Source organism: Actinomyces sp. oral taxon 171 str. F0337 (genome assembly GCF_005696555.1).
Lineage (GTDB): Bacteria > Actinomycetota > Actinomycetes > Actinomycetales > Actinomycetaceae > Actinomyces > Actinomyces oris_E.
The window spans coordinates 1,310,676-1,325,813 of the sequence record NZ_CP040005.1 but is presented as its reverse complement, the minus strand read 5'-3'; the positions used below and the strand labels follow the sequence as shown (position 1 = coordinate 1,325,813).

Genomic DNA, 15,138 nt, shown 5'->3' with positions numbered 1-15,138 from the left:
CGGTGCCGCTCGGGTATGGGGATGATTCTAGGGTGCTTCCCACCCTGCTCGCACCGACTTCCCGACTGCCAGAGAGGATGCGCGTCACTGCCATCCTCTAGCCTGCGACGGTGAGCACCGTCGGGACCCAGGTGTCCTTCGCAGACATGGGCACGCCCCTGGAACGGGCGACCTTCGTCGTGGTGGACCTGGAGACCACCGGCGGGGCGCCGGGCGCTCGCTCCCTCACCGAGATCGGGGCCGTCAAGGTACGTGGCGGGCAGGTGCTGGCGGACTTCTCCACCCTGGTCAACCCCGGCGTCGCCATCCCCGCCCAGATCACCATGCTCACCGGCATCACGAACGCCATGGTGGCCGGCGCCCCCGGCGTGAGCACCTGCGTGGAGGCCTTCCTGTCCTGGGCGGACCTGCTGGCCGACGACGTCGTCCTCGTGGCCCACAACGCCCGCTTCGACGTCGGTCACCTGCGAGGCGCTGCGGCGGCCCTGGGCCTGGAGTGGCCAGAGCCCCGCGTTCTGGACACGCTGGCGCTGGCCCGCAAGGCCTGGACCCGCAGCGAGGTGCCCAACCACAAGCTGGGGACGTTGGCCGCCTTCGTGGGATCCCGGACCCGTCCCTCGCACCGGGCCCTGGATGACGCTCGCGCCACCGTGGACGTGCTGCACGCGGCCCTGGAGGTCATGGCGCCGCTCGGCGTCACGCACCTGGAGGACCTGGCCACCGCCTCCGACCCGGTCCCTGCCAAGCGCCGGGCCAAGAGCCGCCTGGCCGACGCCCTGCCCAGCGGCCCCGGCGTCTACCAGTTCCGTTCGGCGGCCGACCAGGTGCTCTACGTGGGCAGCGCCGTGGACCTCAAGCGCCGGGTGCGCTCCTACTTCACCGCCGCGGAGAAACGCCGCCAGGTGGCGCAGATGCTGGACACCACCGTGAGCGTGCGGCACATCGCCACACCCACGCTCATCGAGGCGCGGGTGCGCGAGCTGCGGATGATCGCCGAGCTCGACCCGCCGGTCAACCGCCGCTCCCGGGCCCCGCGGCGCCGGCCCTGGCTTCACCTGGCCCAGGGCTCAGGCCCGGGGGCCGAGCCGCGGTTGACGCTCACCACCGTGCTGCCCACGGAGGAGGTCGGCCATGCGGTGGGCCCCTTCGCCTCACGTGGCAGGGGTCAGGATGCCCTGCGCGCCGCCGAGTCGGTGCTGCGTCTGGGCCGCTGGGACGGGCGCGCGCTGCGCCGGGTGCGCCGCGACGACGTCCCGGCTGAGCCGGCCGAGGTGCTGGCCTGCCTGTCGGGCGAGGTCGACCGGGTGGCCGCTCCCCTGCTGGAGCGCATCGCGGCACTGTCCCGGGCCGAGCGTTATGAGGAGGCCGGGACCTGGACGGCCCGTCTGCGCTGCCTGCTGCGGGCGGTGGACCGGGCCGAGCGGGTGCGGCCCCTGCTGGCCTGCCCTCATCTCATGGCGGCCCGCCGGCGCGAGGTCGGAGGCTGGGAGCTGGTGGTGGTGCGCTGGGGCGTGCTGGCCGGATCCATGACGACCGCGCCGGGTGCCGACCCGCGTCCCGCCGTCGAGCTGCTGCGCGCCAGCGCCCGGGTCGTTGAGAGGCCCGGCCGGGTCGGTGAGGTGGCGAGCATTGAGGAGACGAGCCTGCTGGCCGACTGGGTCCTGGAGGAGGGCGCTCGCATCGTGGAGATCGACGGAGACCCAGCCGTGCTCACGTGGCCGATCGGTGCGGCCGTCCGCCATCGCAAGGTCCTGGCCTCGGAGGAATGAGGGCTCGGCTCCTTGTAGGCTCGGCGCAATGAGCTCCAGTCATGTGTGGTCGGCCTACAGCGCTCGCGCTGAGGAGTACGCGGAGGCGCTTGGCCATATGGCGGCGACGGCGCAGGAGGATCGGCAGCTCATCGCCCGATGGGCGCGAGGGGTGCAAGGACGGATCGTTGATCTGGGGTGCGGGCCGGGGCACTGGACCGCTTATCTTCATGGCCTGGGCCTGGAGGTCGAAGGAGTGGACCCGGTCGAGGGCTTCATCGAGATCGCCCGCGCCCAGCACCCGCACGTGACCTATCGGCAGGGCTCCTCCGGCTGTCTGCCCGCGAGCTCCTATGGTGCCGTCCTGGCCTGGTACTCCCTCATTCACATCCCGCCTCAGGAGCTGCCCGGAACGCTGGCGTCCTTGAGAGACAGTCTCCAGCCGCGAGGGAGCCTGCTCATCGGGTTCTTCGCCGGGGACCGGGTCGAGGCGTTCCCGCACGCGGTCGTCCCGGCCTACTACTGGCCCCTGCAGGACCTGGGCTCGCTTCTGGAGCGCAGCGGGTTCGATGTCCTGGACGCGGAGCGTCGCAAGGTCGCCGGCGCACGCGACCACGGCAGCATCTCCTGCCGCGCGGTTTAGAAGGCCGCTTCAGCGCACGCGGAACGAAGGCGACGCGGTTACGGCCAGATGGGTCAGGCCGGCTTCGACGTCGGACAGTCGGGGCGGAGCCGAGCTCAGCCGGCGGGGGTGACGGTGCCGCGGCGGGCGGTGAGGGCCTTGGTGACGCCCTCCTGGAGGCTCAGCGGGTCCAGGGGCCGGGGCACGACGACCTCCGCCTTGGCCCAGGCGGCCAGCCAGTCGTCCTGGGGGCGGGCGGTCAGCAGGACGACGGCGGGACGCTCGTCGAGCTCGGTGAACAGCTCGTGGGCCAGGCCCATGCCGCCGAGCTTCTTGGCCTCGGCGTCCAGGACCAGTGCGTCGAAGGGCGGCCGGTCCTCCTTCTCACGGTCCTTGATGGCCATGCGCACACCCTCGGCGGTGGCCGCCTCGGTCCAGGTCACCAGTGGCAGGCCCTTGGCCGGTCGGCGCCCGACACCGTCAATGACCTCCTGACGCACGGTGGCGTCGTCGGAGAAGACGAGAAGCTCGAGGCGGGCGGAAGCAGCCTGGTCGGTCATATCGGATCCTTCGTGGACGGGTACGGACGGCAGTGTTTCCGCGGTCAGTGTAATCACATGGAGGCTCACTATCCCTCTTCCGGCCCCCCGTCTAGCATGAGTCATGTTCAGGACTTCAGTCCTAACGAGCCCTGCTGAGACGGGACTGAAGCCACCTCACTCACCGAAAGGCAGTCCTTGATGGCCGTGTACACCCTTCCCGAGCTCCCCTACGACTACGCCGCCCTGGAGCCCCACATCTCCGGCAAGATCATGGAGCTCCACCACGACAAGCACCACGCCGCCTACGTCACCGGCGCGAACGCCGCCCTGGAGGCCCTGGCCGCCGCCCGCGAGGCCGGCGACCTGGCCGCCATCAACCTGTGGGAGAAGAACCTCGCCTTCAACCTGGGCGGCCACACCAACCACTCCATCTTCTGGAAGAACCTCTCCCCCAATGGCGGAGGTCAGCCCGAGGGCGAGCTCGCGGAGGCCATCAAGGACTCCTTCGGCTCCTTCGAGAAGTTCCAGGCGCAGTTCACCGCCACCGCCATGGGCATCCAGGGCTCGGGCTGGGCCGTGCTCGCCTACGACTCCATCTCCGGAAAGCTCGTCACCTTCCAGCTCTTCGACCAGCAGGGCAACGTGCCCGTGGGCACTATCCCGCTGTTCATGGTGGACATGTGGGAGCACGCCTTCTACCTCGACTACCTCAACGTCAAGGCCGATTACGTCAAGGCCGTCTGGAACATCGCCAACTGGCAGGACGTCTCCGAGCGCCTGGCCGACGCCGTCGCCAAGGCCCAGGGTCTCATCGTCCGCTGACGCCGAGCCCCGGCAGCGTACGAGAAAGGCTGTGGCCGCGCCCCTTGAGGGGCGCGGCCACAGCCATGTCTGGCGCTGCTAAACAGCTCTTGCTAGAAAACCTTCTCAACGTCCATGACGTAAGCCGACGCCGGGATCCCCTGCTGCTGGCCCGTAGCCTGCACCGGCGGCATGAGCACCACGATTCGGGAGCCTTCCGGCACACCGATCAGTCCCGGAACGGACTGCTGTGCCTGCGCCATGTTGATCGACTCGGCGGCGTGCTGCTCCCAGGTGTTGGACGGCTGGGATCCGTCCCAGTAGTTTCCGGCAATGTTCATCACGGCCGTGGAGCTCTCCTTGATGGCCGGACCGGAGCCGCGCGCCAGCACGATGACCTCGGACTTGGCCGGCTGGGCGGCATCGGCCCCGATGGAGAGCTTCGCCGGCTGGCCGAGCTCACCGCTGACCGTGATGCCGCGCTGACTGACGGCTTCCTCTCCCTCCATCGTGGCCGAGGCCGAGCCGCCGGAGATCTTGCCGCTGACGCCGTCGACGATCTCGACGACGAACACGAGCGTCCCGGCCGGGTTCTGCTGCCCCTGCTGCTGGGCGCCGCCGGCCTGGGCGGCCTGAGCATCCTGGGCCGCCTTGTTGCCGTAGGCCAGCTCCGGGGGAATCGACATGACGACCCGGTCACCCACGTGGTGCCCGGCCAGACCGCACTTCCATCCCTGGATCACGTTCCCCAGCGGGAAGGTCACCGGTGCGCCGCTCTTGAAGGAGGTGTCGAAGGGGTCGGTGCCGTCCCACTGCCAGCCCGTGTAGTTGGCCTTGACCACACCGGCGGCGTCGATCTCAGCCCCGTTCCCCTTCGTCAACGTCTTGACGGTGAGGTTCTTAGGTGCCTGCGCATCCTTCTTCCAGGTCACAGTGGGCTGTTTGCCCGCGTCACCACCGACGGCCGGCAACGACTCGGAGTCGGAGTCGATCGTCAGGGTGGAGCAGTCCACGGGCGCCGTGGCCGCCGGCACCGGGGTCTCGGAGGCAGCGACCTTGGACGCCGATGCTGAGGAGGAGGACGACCCCGAGCAGCCGGCCAGCGCGAGGCAGGCGGCCGCGGCCAGGGCAGTCAGGGTCAGGGATGTGCGGCGCACATGAGCTCCTTGCGTGAGGGAGGGCCTGCGCGGGAGGGATCAGTGGAAGGACTCGCCGCAGGCGCAGCTTCCGGCGGCGTTGGGGTTGTCGATGGTGAAGCCCTGCTTCTCGATGGTGTCGGCGAAGTCGATGGTGGCGCCCGACAGGTAGGGCACGCTCATGCGGTCGACGACCACCTCAACGCTGGCCATCTCGTCACTGCCCGTGGGGAAGGCGCGCACGGCGTCGCCGTCCAGGAGCCGCTCGTCGAAGTAGAGCTGGTAGACCAGGCCGGAGCAGCCGCCGGGCTGGACGGCCACGCGCAGGCGCAGGTCGTCACGCCCCTCCTGGGCCAGGAGGCTGGCGACCTTCGCGGCGGCGGTCTCGGTGAGGATGACCTCGTGCTCGGGGGCCTCGATGTCAGTGGTGTCGGTCAGGGTGGTCTCTGCCATGGTCATCTCCTGGTCTGGTATGCCTACGTGTATCCGCGGCGCTCAGTGTGGCGCCGCCGAAGGTCCTGCGGCGGCCCTCCTGACGAGAGCCGTGAGGATCCACCGGAGCCAACGCTCCATCCGGATGCCTTGTTCCTGGTGACAACCCTACGCGGTCCTCGCCCCGGAGCCGGGGTGAGGGGACTCACTGTGTCCGACGGCGTCGCCTCTGGGGCGGGAGGGAGACGATCACATCCTCAGGCCAGGGCCACCAGCTCGAGGTACTCCGGCCCCCACAGGTCCTCGTCGCCGTCGGGCAGCAGGAGGACCCGGTCGGGGTTCAGGGCCTCGACAGCGCCCTCATCGTGGGTGACCAGGACGACGGCACCGGCGAAGGTGCCCAGCGCCCCGAGGATCTCCTCGCGGCTGGCGGGGTCGAGGTTGTTCGTGGGCTCGTCGAGCAGGAGGACGTTGGCGCTGGAGACCACGAGCATGGCCAGGGCCAGGCGGGTCTTCTCCCCTCCGGAGAGGACCCGGGCGGGCTTGTCGGCGTCCGAGCCCGAGAAGAGGAAGGATCCCAGGACGCTGCGCACCTGGGTGTCGTCCATGCCGGGGGCGGCGCGGCGCAGGTTCTCCACGACGGTCGCCGCGGTGTCGATGGTCTCGTGCTCCTGGGCGTAGTAGCCGATCTTGAGGCCGTGGCCGGGGATGACCTCGCCGGAGTCGGGCTCCTCCACCCCGCCGAGCAGGCGCAGGAGCGTGGTCTTGCCGGCGCCGTTGAGGCCCAGGACCACGACCCGGCTGCCGCGGTCGATGGCCAGGTCCACGCCGGCGAAGACCTCCAGGGAGCCGTAGGCCTTGGACAGTCCGGCGGCGCGCAGCGGGGTCTTGCCGCAGGGGGCCGGGTCGGGGAAGCGCAGGTGGGCGACCTTCTCCACGGCGGCCTCGTCCTCCAGATCGGCCATGAGGCGCTCGGCCCGCTTGAGCATCTGCTGGGCGGCCACGGCCTTGGTGGCCTTGGCCCGCATCTTCTCCCCCTGGGCCCGCAGGGCGGCGGCCTTCTTCTCCGCGTTGGCGCGCTCTCGACGGCGCCGGTGCTCGTCGTCGGCACGCTGCTTGAGGTAGGCGTCCCAACCCAGGTGGTAGACGTCGAGGACCCCGCGGCCGGCGTCGAGGTACATGACCTGGTTGACGGTGTCACGCAGGAGCTCGACGTCGTGACTGATGACGATGAAGCCCCCGGCGTAGGTGCGCAGGTGGTCTCGTAGCCACAGGATCGAGTCGTGGTCGAGGTGGTTGGTGGGCTCGTCGAGCAGGAGCGTGTCGGGCTGCTGGAACAGGACCCGGGAGAGCTCGACCCGACGGCGCTGGCCGCCTGAGAGCGTGCCGATGGGCTGGTCGAGGACGCGGTCGGGCAGGCCCAGGGCGGCACTGATGCGAGCGGCCTCCGAGGCGGCGGCGTATCCGCCGGCCATGGTGAACTCGTGGTCCAGGCGCGTATAGCGGTCCAGGGCCTTGGCCTGGGCCTCCCCCTCGGTGACGGCGATGCGCTCCTCGGCCTTGCGGATGCGGGCCAGGAGCGCGTCGATGCCGCGGGCCGAGAGGATCCGGTCCCGGGCGATCTCACTGAGGTCTCCGACCTTGGTGTCCTGGGGCAGGTAGCCCACCGAGCTCGTGCAGGTGATCGTGCCCTCGTGCTCGACGGCCTCCAGGCCGTGGCGCTCATCGGCGTCGTTGACGGCGCGGCCTGCGCCCTGGGCCACGGAAGCGGCGGCGAGCAGCTTGGTCATGGTGGTCTTGCCTGCGCCGTTGCGGCCCACGAGGCCGATGCGCATCCCCTTGTCGACCCGGAAGCCGGCGTGAGCGACGAGCTGGCGGGCACCGATACGCATGGTGAGGTCCTGGACATTGATCACGCGCGCCATCGTACGGGCCTGCTGGTCCTGCCCGCCGCAACGGACCTATCAGTCCCACCACATCCACCAGCCGACCCCGCCGCCGGCCCACTCGGGCCGGGTGCGCACGATGTCGTCAGGAATGCACCTGGCGTCGAGCTCGTAACGCTCCTTGACCCTCTCCCACAGCGCGGAGCACTGACAGGCCCGGCTGTGCTCGGCGAGGACCTCGTAGCCCTGCAGGTCGGCGTCGGCGACCCACAGGGCCTCGGCGCTCAGACGCTCGTCCTCGCGCTGAGGGCCGATGCCGTATCCGGACAGGCGCACCTGCCCGTCCGCTCCGGCGCAGGCAGTCAGCATCGTCTTGAGGGTCGGGGCGAGGTTCTGGCGGTCGCTCAGTGCCGCAGCCGGCAGCCGCAGGAGCAGGTCGGCCGCCGTGGCGGCGTCCATCCCACGGAAGGGCACGTAGTCGCTCACCGGGGCGCCCAGGGCATCCAGGCGCAGTGGCGTCTCCCCCGGCAGGCAGCGCGGGGCATCGAGCCAGGGCTCAATCAGGCGCCACAGGCCGATGCGCACCGTCCACCCCGGTGGACCGTAAAGGCGCGGCGAATCGGGCGAGCCGGTCGAGGCCGGAACGGGAGGCGGAGTCGTGGTGGGTGGGCGAATCGGGATGTTCGCTAGGACCGGCGGTACCGGCTGTGCAGCCAGGGAGGTCTGCGCGCTCATGTTGAGCTCCTTCGCTTGAGGCGGGGTCAGTGCGCCTCAAGCGTGCAAAAACCACTCCGCCGACGCACCCACTGGTCTGAGTGCCTGTGCGCACAAAGAGCCTCACCTGCGCAAACAGGTGCCAGTGGATACCGGGATCGGGCAGATTCCGTGGCCGTCGGCCATCTCGAGCAGGGTACGGGCACCATCCGGACGGACTGTTCCCTTTTTGTTCTGAGCCGTGAGACAGTACCCTCTTCCTCAACCACCTTCTTTGCGCCCGCGTGGCGCACGAGGTGTCAGATCCCCACCACCGAGAGCGAGCCCATCGGGGACTCGGAGCGCACCGGGGTGCATCCACCGTCCTCGTCACCCTCGCTCAGTAGGAAAGGGCCCGAATGGCAACCACGACCTCAACCCCTGAGGCAATCCTCGACGCCGTGGGCGGCGCCGAGAACATCATCCATTTCACCCACTGCGCCACCCGACTGCGCTTCGAGCTCAAGGACGCCTCCGGCATCGACAAGGCGGCCGTCGAGACCATTCCGGGTGTCATGGGCGCCGTCCCCCAGTCCGGGGACCGCTACCAGATCGTCATCGGTGGTGCCGTGCAGAGCGTGTACGACGAGATCAACAACCTGCCGGCCATGAAGAGCCGGGGAGGATCATCCGGCTCGGATCAGTCCGACGCCGACGTCAAGGCCGCCGCCCGCGCCAAGGCCCGCGGCAAGAACGCCTACGTCGACGCCTTCTTCGAGTACCTGTCCGACTCCTTCCGTCCCCTGCTGCCGGTGCTGCTGGGCGCGTCGCTCATCATCGCCGGTCTTGCGGTACTGGATGCGTTCGGCGTCATCAATGCCAGTGATCCGAACCTGACGGCCGAGGACAAGCCCGCCGCACAGGTCTTCGCGGAAGCCATGTACAAGTCGGTGTTCCACTTCCTGCCCATCATGGTGGCCTACAACGCCGCCAAGAAGCTCAACATCGACCCCTGGGTCGGTGCCTCGGTCATGGCAGCGCTGATGACGCCTCAATTCGTTGACCTCAGCAAGGCGATCGGATCGACCTGCACCCACAACGCCACGTTGAACAAGGACCTGTGCGTCGCACATGTCGCGGGCGTTCCCATGCAGCTCAACGACTACAGCGGCCAGGTCTTCGTTCCCCTCATGATGGTCGCCGTCCTGGCCCTGGTCTACAAGGGTCTGGCCAAGCTCATTCCCTCCAACGTGCAGATGGTGTTTGTTCCGTTCTTCTCCTTCATCATCATGATGCCGGTGACGGCCTTCATCATCGGTCCAGTAGGTATCTGGGTCGGTACAGGCCTGGGATCCGGACTGGCATGGCTCAACACGAGCGCCCCGATCGTCTTCGCGATCGTCATCCCACTGCTCTATCCGTTCCTGGTGCCGCTGGGTCTGCACTGGCCCCTCAACGCCATCATGCTGGCCAACATCAGTACGCTGGGCTACGACTTCATCCAGGGCCCCATGGGCTCGTGGAACTTCGCATGCTTCGGCGCCACCGCCGGTGTGCTGGTCCTGGCCATTCGTGACAAGGACAAGGTCATGCGTCAGACGGCCTTCGGCGCCCTGGCCGCCGGCCTCTTCGGTGGCATCTCCGAGCCGAGCCTCTACGGTATCCACCTGCGCTTCAAGCGCATCTACCCGCGTCTGCTGGCCGGCTGTCTCGTGGGCGGTCTCATCACCGGTATCGGCGGCGGCATCAAGGCCTCGACCTTCGTGTTCAGCTCGCTGCTGAGCATCCCGGTCTTCACCCCAATGGCACTGTACGGCATCGCCATCACCGCGGCCTTCGCCACCTCGATGGCTCTCATCATTCTCACGGACTACCGCACCAAGGAGGAGAGGGCCGAGGCCCGTGCGGCTGCGGCCGCTGCCGGTGAGACGATCTCCTCCACTGAAGCGGAGCCTACTGAGAAGAAGCAGGCCGACGACGGCGCCGCTGCGGCTGCTGCTCCCGCTGAGGAGGGCGACCGGACTGCGAAGGCCCCCACGCCCAAGCCGGCGCTCGTTCCCGGCGCGGTCACTGAGATCGCCTCACCGCTCAAGGCCACGACCATGGACCTGGACAAGGTCCCCGACCCGGTGTTCTCCTCGGGCGCCGTCGGTCAGGGCGTAGGCCTGGAGCCCCAGGGCGACATCGTCGTCACGGCTCCGGCCGACGGCACCGTCGTCGTGGCCCCGTCCTCGGGGCACGCCTTCGGCATCACCCTGGACAACGGCGTGGAGATCCTCATCCACGTGGGTCTGGACACCGTCAACCTGGAGGGCCAGGGCTTCGACGTCAAGGTCTCCCAGGGCGATCGCGTCAGCGAGGGTCAGGAGCTCGTCCGCGTGGACCGCTCCGTCATCGAGCAGGCCGGCTACCCGCTGACCACTCCGGTACTCGTCACCAACACCGCCTCCTTCGCCTCGGTCGAGGTCGTCGGTGGTGATTCGGTTGAGCCCGGTGAGGCCCTCATCAAGGTCACCGCGCCCGAGGCCTGAGCTCATATGACGCCGTCGACCTGATCGGCCGCTGACACAACAGTGGGGCCGGATCCGTATGCTGACGGATCCGGCCCCACCATGTTGCTCACGTGCTGCTCGTCCGGCGCACGCTGGCGGCACCGGACTGCGGTCCGGGTCAGGGCAGACGCAGCGCCCAGAAGGCCACGGCGGCGGCCGCCGCCACGTTGAGGGAGTCCACTCCCCCGGCCATGGGGATGCGCACCACCTCGTCGGCCGCGGCGATCGTCCGGTGGGACAGCCCATCGCCCTCCGTGCCCAGGACGACGGCGACCCTGGAGTCCGCACCGGTGCAAGCCGTTGACGCCGCGAACTCGTCCAGCGCCACTGAGGTGTCCGACAGCGCCAGGGCGGCCACGGTGAAGCCCTGGCCATGGAGCTCGTCCATGGCGGGCCAGCGCTCGATCCGGGTCCAGGGGACCTGGAAGACGGTGCCCATGGAGACGCGCACACTGCGCCGGTAAAGGGGATCCGCGCAGCGCGGAGTGACCAGGACGGCGTCGATCCCCAGGGCGGCAGCGCTGCGGAAGGCGGCCCCCACGTTCGTGTGGTCCACCAGGTCCTCCAGGATCGCGACCCTCCTGGCCCCCGCTCCCCCGCGGGCGGCCGACAGCAGCTCGGAAACACCGATGAGCTCGGGGCGGTTCATGGCGGCCAGCGCCCCGCGGTGCAGGTGGAAACCCGTGATGGACTCCAGGACCTCCTCGGGGGCGACGAACACGGGCACCTCACCGCCGTCGTCGTTGCCCCCGCAGCCGGCCGCTGAGGCGATGACCGGGCGCATCTCAGCCAGGTGGCGCGGAGCCATAAGGAAGGAGCGCGGGGCGTGCCCGGCGGCCACGGCGCGTGTGATGACCTTGGAGGACTCGGCCATGTACAGGCCCCGCTGCGTCTCCAACCGACGGCGCAGCGCCACATCCGTCAGCCTGGTGTAGTCCGCCAGGCGCTCGTCGGCCCCGTCGTCCAGCTCAATAATCATCGTTCGTCACCTTCTTGGTTTTCCCCGCTCAGCGCAGCAGTACGGCGGGAAGAATAGGCCGATCATCGTGGATCGCCCATTCCTCCCGCCGCAGCAAGTGCCCCTGGGACCTCTCCGGTTCCCAACGGGCCTCAAGACAGCCGGTCAGGCTCCGTAGGGTCCCTGGGGCGCGCCGGGAGGCGTGCCGTACCCGGGCTGTGCCTGGATGCCGTAACCGCCGCGCGGGGGCACGGAATTCGGCTGCTGATCCTCCTCCTCGGGATCGGCCACGTGACTGCCGCGCGCGGCGTGAGCACCCTCCAGGCCGTCGGAGGTCGGGACGGTCACCGTGGCCCCGCCGTCGGTCTCATCCGCGGGAGCCTTCCGGGGAACGCCTGCCTTGGGAGCGGGCTCCTCACTGGCCTCCTGGGAGGCCGACTCGACCTCGCCCCGGGCCTGGGCGAGGGCCTCCTCGGGGGCTTGGAGGCTGATGCTGGCCAGGTCCGAGGCGATGCCCAGGTCGAGCTCGCTGCCTGAGAGGTCGACGCCGGGACGGGTATCGTCGTCGGAGTCGTCCGAGCCGCCGCTGGGGCCGCCATCCTTGCCACCGCCGAGAGCGCCGGCGATGCCGTCGAGCGCCGCCGTGAACTCAGTGGGCACGATCCACATCTTGGAGGAGGAGCCGTTGGCGATCTTGGGCAGGGTCTGGAGGTACTGGTAGGCCAGCAGCTTGGAGTCGGCGTTTCCGCGATGGATGGCTTCGAAGACCTGGAGGATGGCGCGCGACTCACCCTGGGCCTTGAGGATCGCGGACTGCGCCTGCCCCTCGGCGCGCAGGATGGCGGACTGCTTGTCACCCTCGGCCGTGAGAATCTGGGACTGCTTGACGCCCTCGGCGGTCAGGATCGCGGCGCGGCGGTCACGCTCGGCGCGCATCTGCTGCTCCATGGAGCCCTGGATGGAGGCGGGCGGGTCGATGGACTTCAGCTCCACGCTGTTGACGCGGATTCCCCACCGGCCGGTGGCCTGATCCAGGACACCGCGCAGCTGGCCATTGATCTGGTCACGGCTGGTCAACGTCTGCTCCAGGTCCATGGAGCCGACGACGTTGCGCAGCGTGGTGACCGTCAGCTGCTCAATGGCCTGCAGGTAGTTGGAGATTTCGTAGGTGGCACGCATGGGGTCGGTGATCTGGTAGTAGACCACCGAGTCGATGCTCACGACGAGGTTGTCGGAGGTGATGACCGGCTGGGGCGGGAAGGAGACGACCTGCTCGCGCAGGTCCATGATGTTGCGTACCCGGTCGATGAAGGGCACCAGGAAGTGCATTCCAGCGCCGTAGGCCGCCTGGAAGCGCCCCAGGCGCTCAACGATGATCGCGGTGCTCTGCTTAACGATCCGCACCGATCGGAAGATGGCAACGATGACCAATACGGCCACGAGAAGCAAGATGATGGAGACGATGGGCACGAGTTTTCTCCTGCGGGGTTGAACGGGTGGTCAGAACGGTTGATGGGCCGGTGCGGGGAACGTCAGGGCGCGGGCGCAGCGGCGGAGGTCGTCGCCGGGGCGACCACGGCCACGGCCCCGTCGATCTGTGTCACGGTCACGCTCACCCCGGCCTCCAGGCGGGTGACGCCACCCTGGGCGGCGGGAGCCAGACGGGCGCTCCACTCCTCACCGCCCAGACGGACTCGGCCGCCGCCGTCATCCACCGCGGTGATGGTGGTGGCCGACCTGCCGATGAGGGCGTCGACGTTGGTCTTCATCTGTGGGGTGGCGGCTGCCAGACGCCGCTTGGCCCAGGGGCGCACGGCGAAGAGCAGCAGGGTGGAGACGCAGGCGAAGACCAGTACCTGCGCCCACACAGGCCCACCGAGGAAGGATGTCAGCCCTCCCCCCAGCGCACCACCGGCAATCATGAGGAAGGTGAGGTCGGCCGTCACCGTCTCGATGACGATGAGGAGCAGAGCCCCTCCGACCCAGATCAGCCATTCCATGAGAACCTCCTGATGAACGCGGTTGGTGAGTAAGTGGTCCCGTGCCGGACGGGGACGACGTGGTCCGGAGCGGACATCCGCACCCGGAACCGGTCAGCCCCTGGCCGCGGCGACGCGCCTGCCGTGGCCGACGGGTCGGCCCCTGGCGGCGTAGCGACCGCGGTCGTAGGTGACCTCCAGCGGCATGCCGAAGGTCGTGCTGATCGTGTCCACGGTGAGGACCTGCTCCAGCGGACCGGAGCCCACGACCTTCCCCTCACGCAGCGTGAGTGCGTGGGTGAAGCCCTCCGGAATCTCCTCCAGGTGGTGGGTCACCAGGACCATGGAGGGTGAGTCGGGCGAGGAGATGATCTCGGTGAGCGCCGCCAGGAGCTGTTCACGGCCGGCCAGGTCCAGGCCCGAGGCGGGCTCGTCGAGGAAGAGCATCTCCGGGTCCGGCATGAGAGCGCGAGCCAGCTCGACGCGCTTGCGCTCCCCCGATGACAGCGTTCCCCACAGCCGGTCGACCAGGTGCCCGGCCTCCAGGGCACCCAGCAGGGCGTGAGCGCGCTCAAGGTCAAAGTCGTCGTACTCCTCGCGCCAGCGCCCGATGCGCCCGTAGGAGGCCGACAGGACCACGCCGAGCACCTTCTCGCCGTCCTGGACGTCGGCGGCCAGGGCCGAGGACAACAGGCCGATACGGGGGTGCAGCTCGGAGACGTCCACGCGCCCGAGCCTCTCGGAGAGGATGTCCACCGTGCCGGAGGACGGGAAGAGCCTGGCCGAGGCGATCCTGGCGATCGTGGTCTTGCCCGCGCCGTTGGATCCCAGCAGCACCCAGTGCTGGCCCTCCTCCACGGTCCAGCTGACGTGGCTGAGGATCTGGTGGCTGCCGCGGTGCAGCGAGACGTCGTCGAGGTGCAGGACACTGGTCATGAGCCGATCCTATCGTGACACCGGGATGACACAGGGCAGATGCGGGACGAGAGCCGCCAGCCCGATGGTGCCCGGCCCCCATCCGGGGCTCGCCCCGCCACCATTCACTATGGTTGATCCCCATGGATCCCCTCAACCCGCCTGTCAGCATCATGCTGGCCCTGTGGGCGCCCTCGCCCTCCTCCCGCGGCCTGTCGCTCGTTGAGGGCGTCGACGGCGCCCATGACGTCATCGACAGCATCGTCGACGGTATCGCCGGCGCCCCCAGCGGTTCGGGGCGCGTCGGCCTGGAGCAGTGGCTCACCACCGCCCGCCCACTGAGCCGGGTGAGCGCGGTCCTGCCCTCACCGGCCGGCGGTACCGGCACCTGGGGGATCATCCCCGACATCGAGGAGGGCGTCGTCCTGGAGGGCGCACCCGGTCGGGTGCTGCTGGTGCCCGAGGACTCAGGCACCTCGGTGACCTGGCGCGCTGAGCCGATGGCCCGCCCGCTGCCTCCGCTGGATGCGGCGCACGCCCGCAGGCAGGTGCACGCCGCCACCGAGGAGGCCATCGAGGCGCTCGTCGAGCTCGACCTGGCCCGCGAGCGCCCGGAGATGGCCGATGCTCTCAACGACCTTCTCACCGCCGTGGTGGATCCGCGGCTCGTCCCGCCCTGGCTGTCGCACCGCGATCGAGAGCTGTTGGAGCGCTCCTTGCGCCTGGCGGGGATGTGCGAGCTGGCCCTGGACGACGACGGTGCGGCTACGACCGCCCTTCAGGCGCAGCAGCGAGCCGGCGTCCTGCGTCCGCTGCTGGCTGTGGCGCGTCACGGGGCCGCTGCGGCCACCGAGTGGTGGGCCCGGTAGAGGGG

Annotated in this window: 14 protein-coding genes; 5 read left to right on the top strand and 9 right to left on the bottom strand. The window is 69.4% G+C overall.

What is annotated here, in order from left to right; genetic code table 11:
• Positions 1 to 110 precede the first annotated feature (110 nt).
• A complete protein-coding gene (locus FBF36_RS05905; RefSeq protein ID WP_412784063.1) occupies positions 111 to 1,769 on the top strand; it encodes a DEDD exonuclease domain-containing protein in 1,659 nt (552 codons plus the stop codon).
• Between the two features lie 28 nt (positions 1,770 to 1,797).
• Complete coding sequence (locus tag FBF36_RS05900) at positions 1,798 to 2,391, top strand: class I SAM-dependent methyltransferase (protein ID WP_009397809.1); 594 nt, start codon at positions 1,798 to 1,800, stop codon at positions 2,389 to 2,391.
• A 95-nt stretch (positions 2,392 to 2,486) separates the two neighbouring features.
• On the opposite strand, the gene FBF36_RS05895 is transcribed toward FBF36_RS05900, so the two are convergent.
• Positions 2,487 to 2,930, bottom strand: a complete 444-nt coding sequence (locus tag FBF36_RS05895; protein ID WP_009397810.1) for a hypothetical protein — start codon at positions 2,928 to 2,930, stop codon at positions 2,487 to 2,489.
• Positions 2,931 to 3,110: 180 nt separating this feature from the next.
• Here FBF36_RS05895 and FBF36_RS05890 point away from each other — a divergent pair, with 180 nt between their 5' ends.
• On the top strand, positions 3,111 to 3,734 hold the full coding sequence (locus tag FBF36_RS05890) for a superoxide dismutase (protein WP_009397811.1): 624 nt from the start codon (positions 3,111 to 3,113) through the stop codon (positions 3,732 to 3,734).
• A 92-nt stretch (positions 3,735 to 3,826) separates the two neighbouring features.
• Here FBF36_RS05890 and FBF36_RS05885 read toward each other — a convergent pair whose 3' ends face one another.
• From FBF36_RS05885 to FBF36_RS05870, 4 genes are all read right to left on the bottom strand, one after another.
• Positions 3,827 to 4,870 carry an FKBP-type peptidyl-prolyl cis-trans isomerase gene (locus FBF36_RS05885; protein ID WP_034493197.1) on the bottom strand — a complete coding sequence of 348 codons (1,044 nt, stop codon included), beginning with the start codon at positions 4,868 to 4,870 and terminating at the stop codon, positions 3,827 to 3,829.
• Between the two features lie 39 nt (positions 4,871 to 4,909).
• Positions 4,910 to 5,302 (bottom strand): HesB/IscA family protein, encoded by a 393-nt coding sequence (locus FBF36_RS05880; protein WP_034493200.1) that lies wholly within the window; start codon positions 5,300 to 5,302, stop codon positions 4,910 to 4,912.
• Between the two features lie 236 nt (positions 5,303 to 5,538).
• Entirely contained in the window at positions 5,539 to 7,197 is a 1,659-nt protein-coding gene (locus FBF36_RS05875) for an ABC-F family ATP-binding cassette domain-containing protein (protein ID WP_192574998.1), read from the bottom strand.
• A gap of 48 nt (positions 7,198 to 7,245) precedes the next feature.
• Positions 7,246 to 7,902 carry a hypothetical protein gene (locus tag FBF36_RS05870; protein ID WP_138137281.1) on the bottom strand — a complete coding sequence of 219 codons (657 nt, stop codon included), beginning with the start codon at positions 7,900 to 7,902 and terminating at the stop codon, positions 7,246 to 7,248.
• Positions 7,903 to 8,279: 377 nt separating this feature from the next.
• On the opposite strand from FBF36_RS05870, the gene FBF36_RS05865 reads away from it, so the two are divergent.
• Complete coding sequence (locus tag FBF36_RS05865) at positions 8,280 to 10,391, top strand: glucose PTS transporter subunit IIA (protein WP_009397822.1); 2,112 nt, start codon at positions 8,280 to 8,282, stop codon at positions 10,389 to 10,391.
• Between the two features lie 139 nt (positions 10,392 to 10,530).
• Here the strand turns inward: FBF36_RS05865 and FBF36_RS05860 are convergent, their stop codons facing one another.
• The 4 genes from FBF36_RS05860 to FBF36_RS05845 all read right to left on the bottom strand — a co-directional run bounded on the left by FBF36_RS05860 (position 10,531) and on the right by FBF36_RS05845 (position 14,285).
• Positions 10,531 to 11,391: a TrmH family RNA methyltransferase gene (locus FBF36_RS05860; RefSeq protein WP_138137279.1), complete on the bottom strand. Its 861-nt coding sequence runs from the start codon at positions 11,389 to 11,391 to the stop codon at positions 10,531 to 10,533.
• A gap of 144 nt (positions 11,392 to 11,535) precedes the next feature.
• Positions 11,536 to 12,840, bottom strand: a complete 1,305-nt coding sequence (locus FBF36_RS05855) for an SPFH domain-containing protein (RefSeq protein WP_009397825.1) — start codon at positions 12,838 to 12,840, stop codon at positions 11,536 to 11,538.
• Positions 12,841 to 12,902: 62 nt separating this feature from the next.
• Positions 12,903 to 13,370, bottom strand: coding sequence for an NfeD family protein (locus tag FBF36_RS05850; RefSeq protein WP_009397826.1), 468 nt, complete (start codon positions 13,368 to 13,370; stop codon positions 12,903 to 12,905).
• Positions 13,371 to 13,463: 93 nt separating this feature from the next.
• Positions 13,464 to 14,285 carry an ABC transporter ATP-binding protein gene (locus FBF36_RS05845; protein ID WP_009397827.1) on the bottom strand — a complete coding sequence of 274 codons (822 nt, stop codon included), beginning with the start codon at positions 14,283 to 14,285 and terminating at the stop codon, positions 13,464 to 13,466.
• Positions 14,286 to 14,407: 122 nt separating this feature from the next.
• Between FBF36_RS05845 and FBF36_RS05840 the strand changes: the two genes are divergently transcribed.
• Positions 14,408 to 15,133, top strand: coding sequence for a hypothetical protein (locus FBF36_RS05840; protein WP_009397828.1), 726 nt, complete (start codon positions 14,408 to 14,410; stop codon positions 15,131 to 15,133).
• The last annotated feature ends 5 nt before the right edge of the window (positions 15,134 to 15,138 follow it).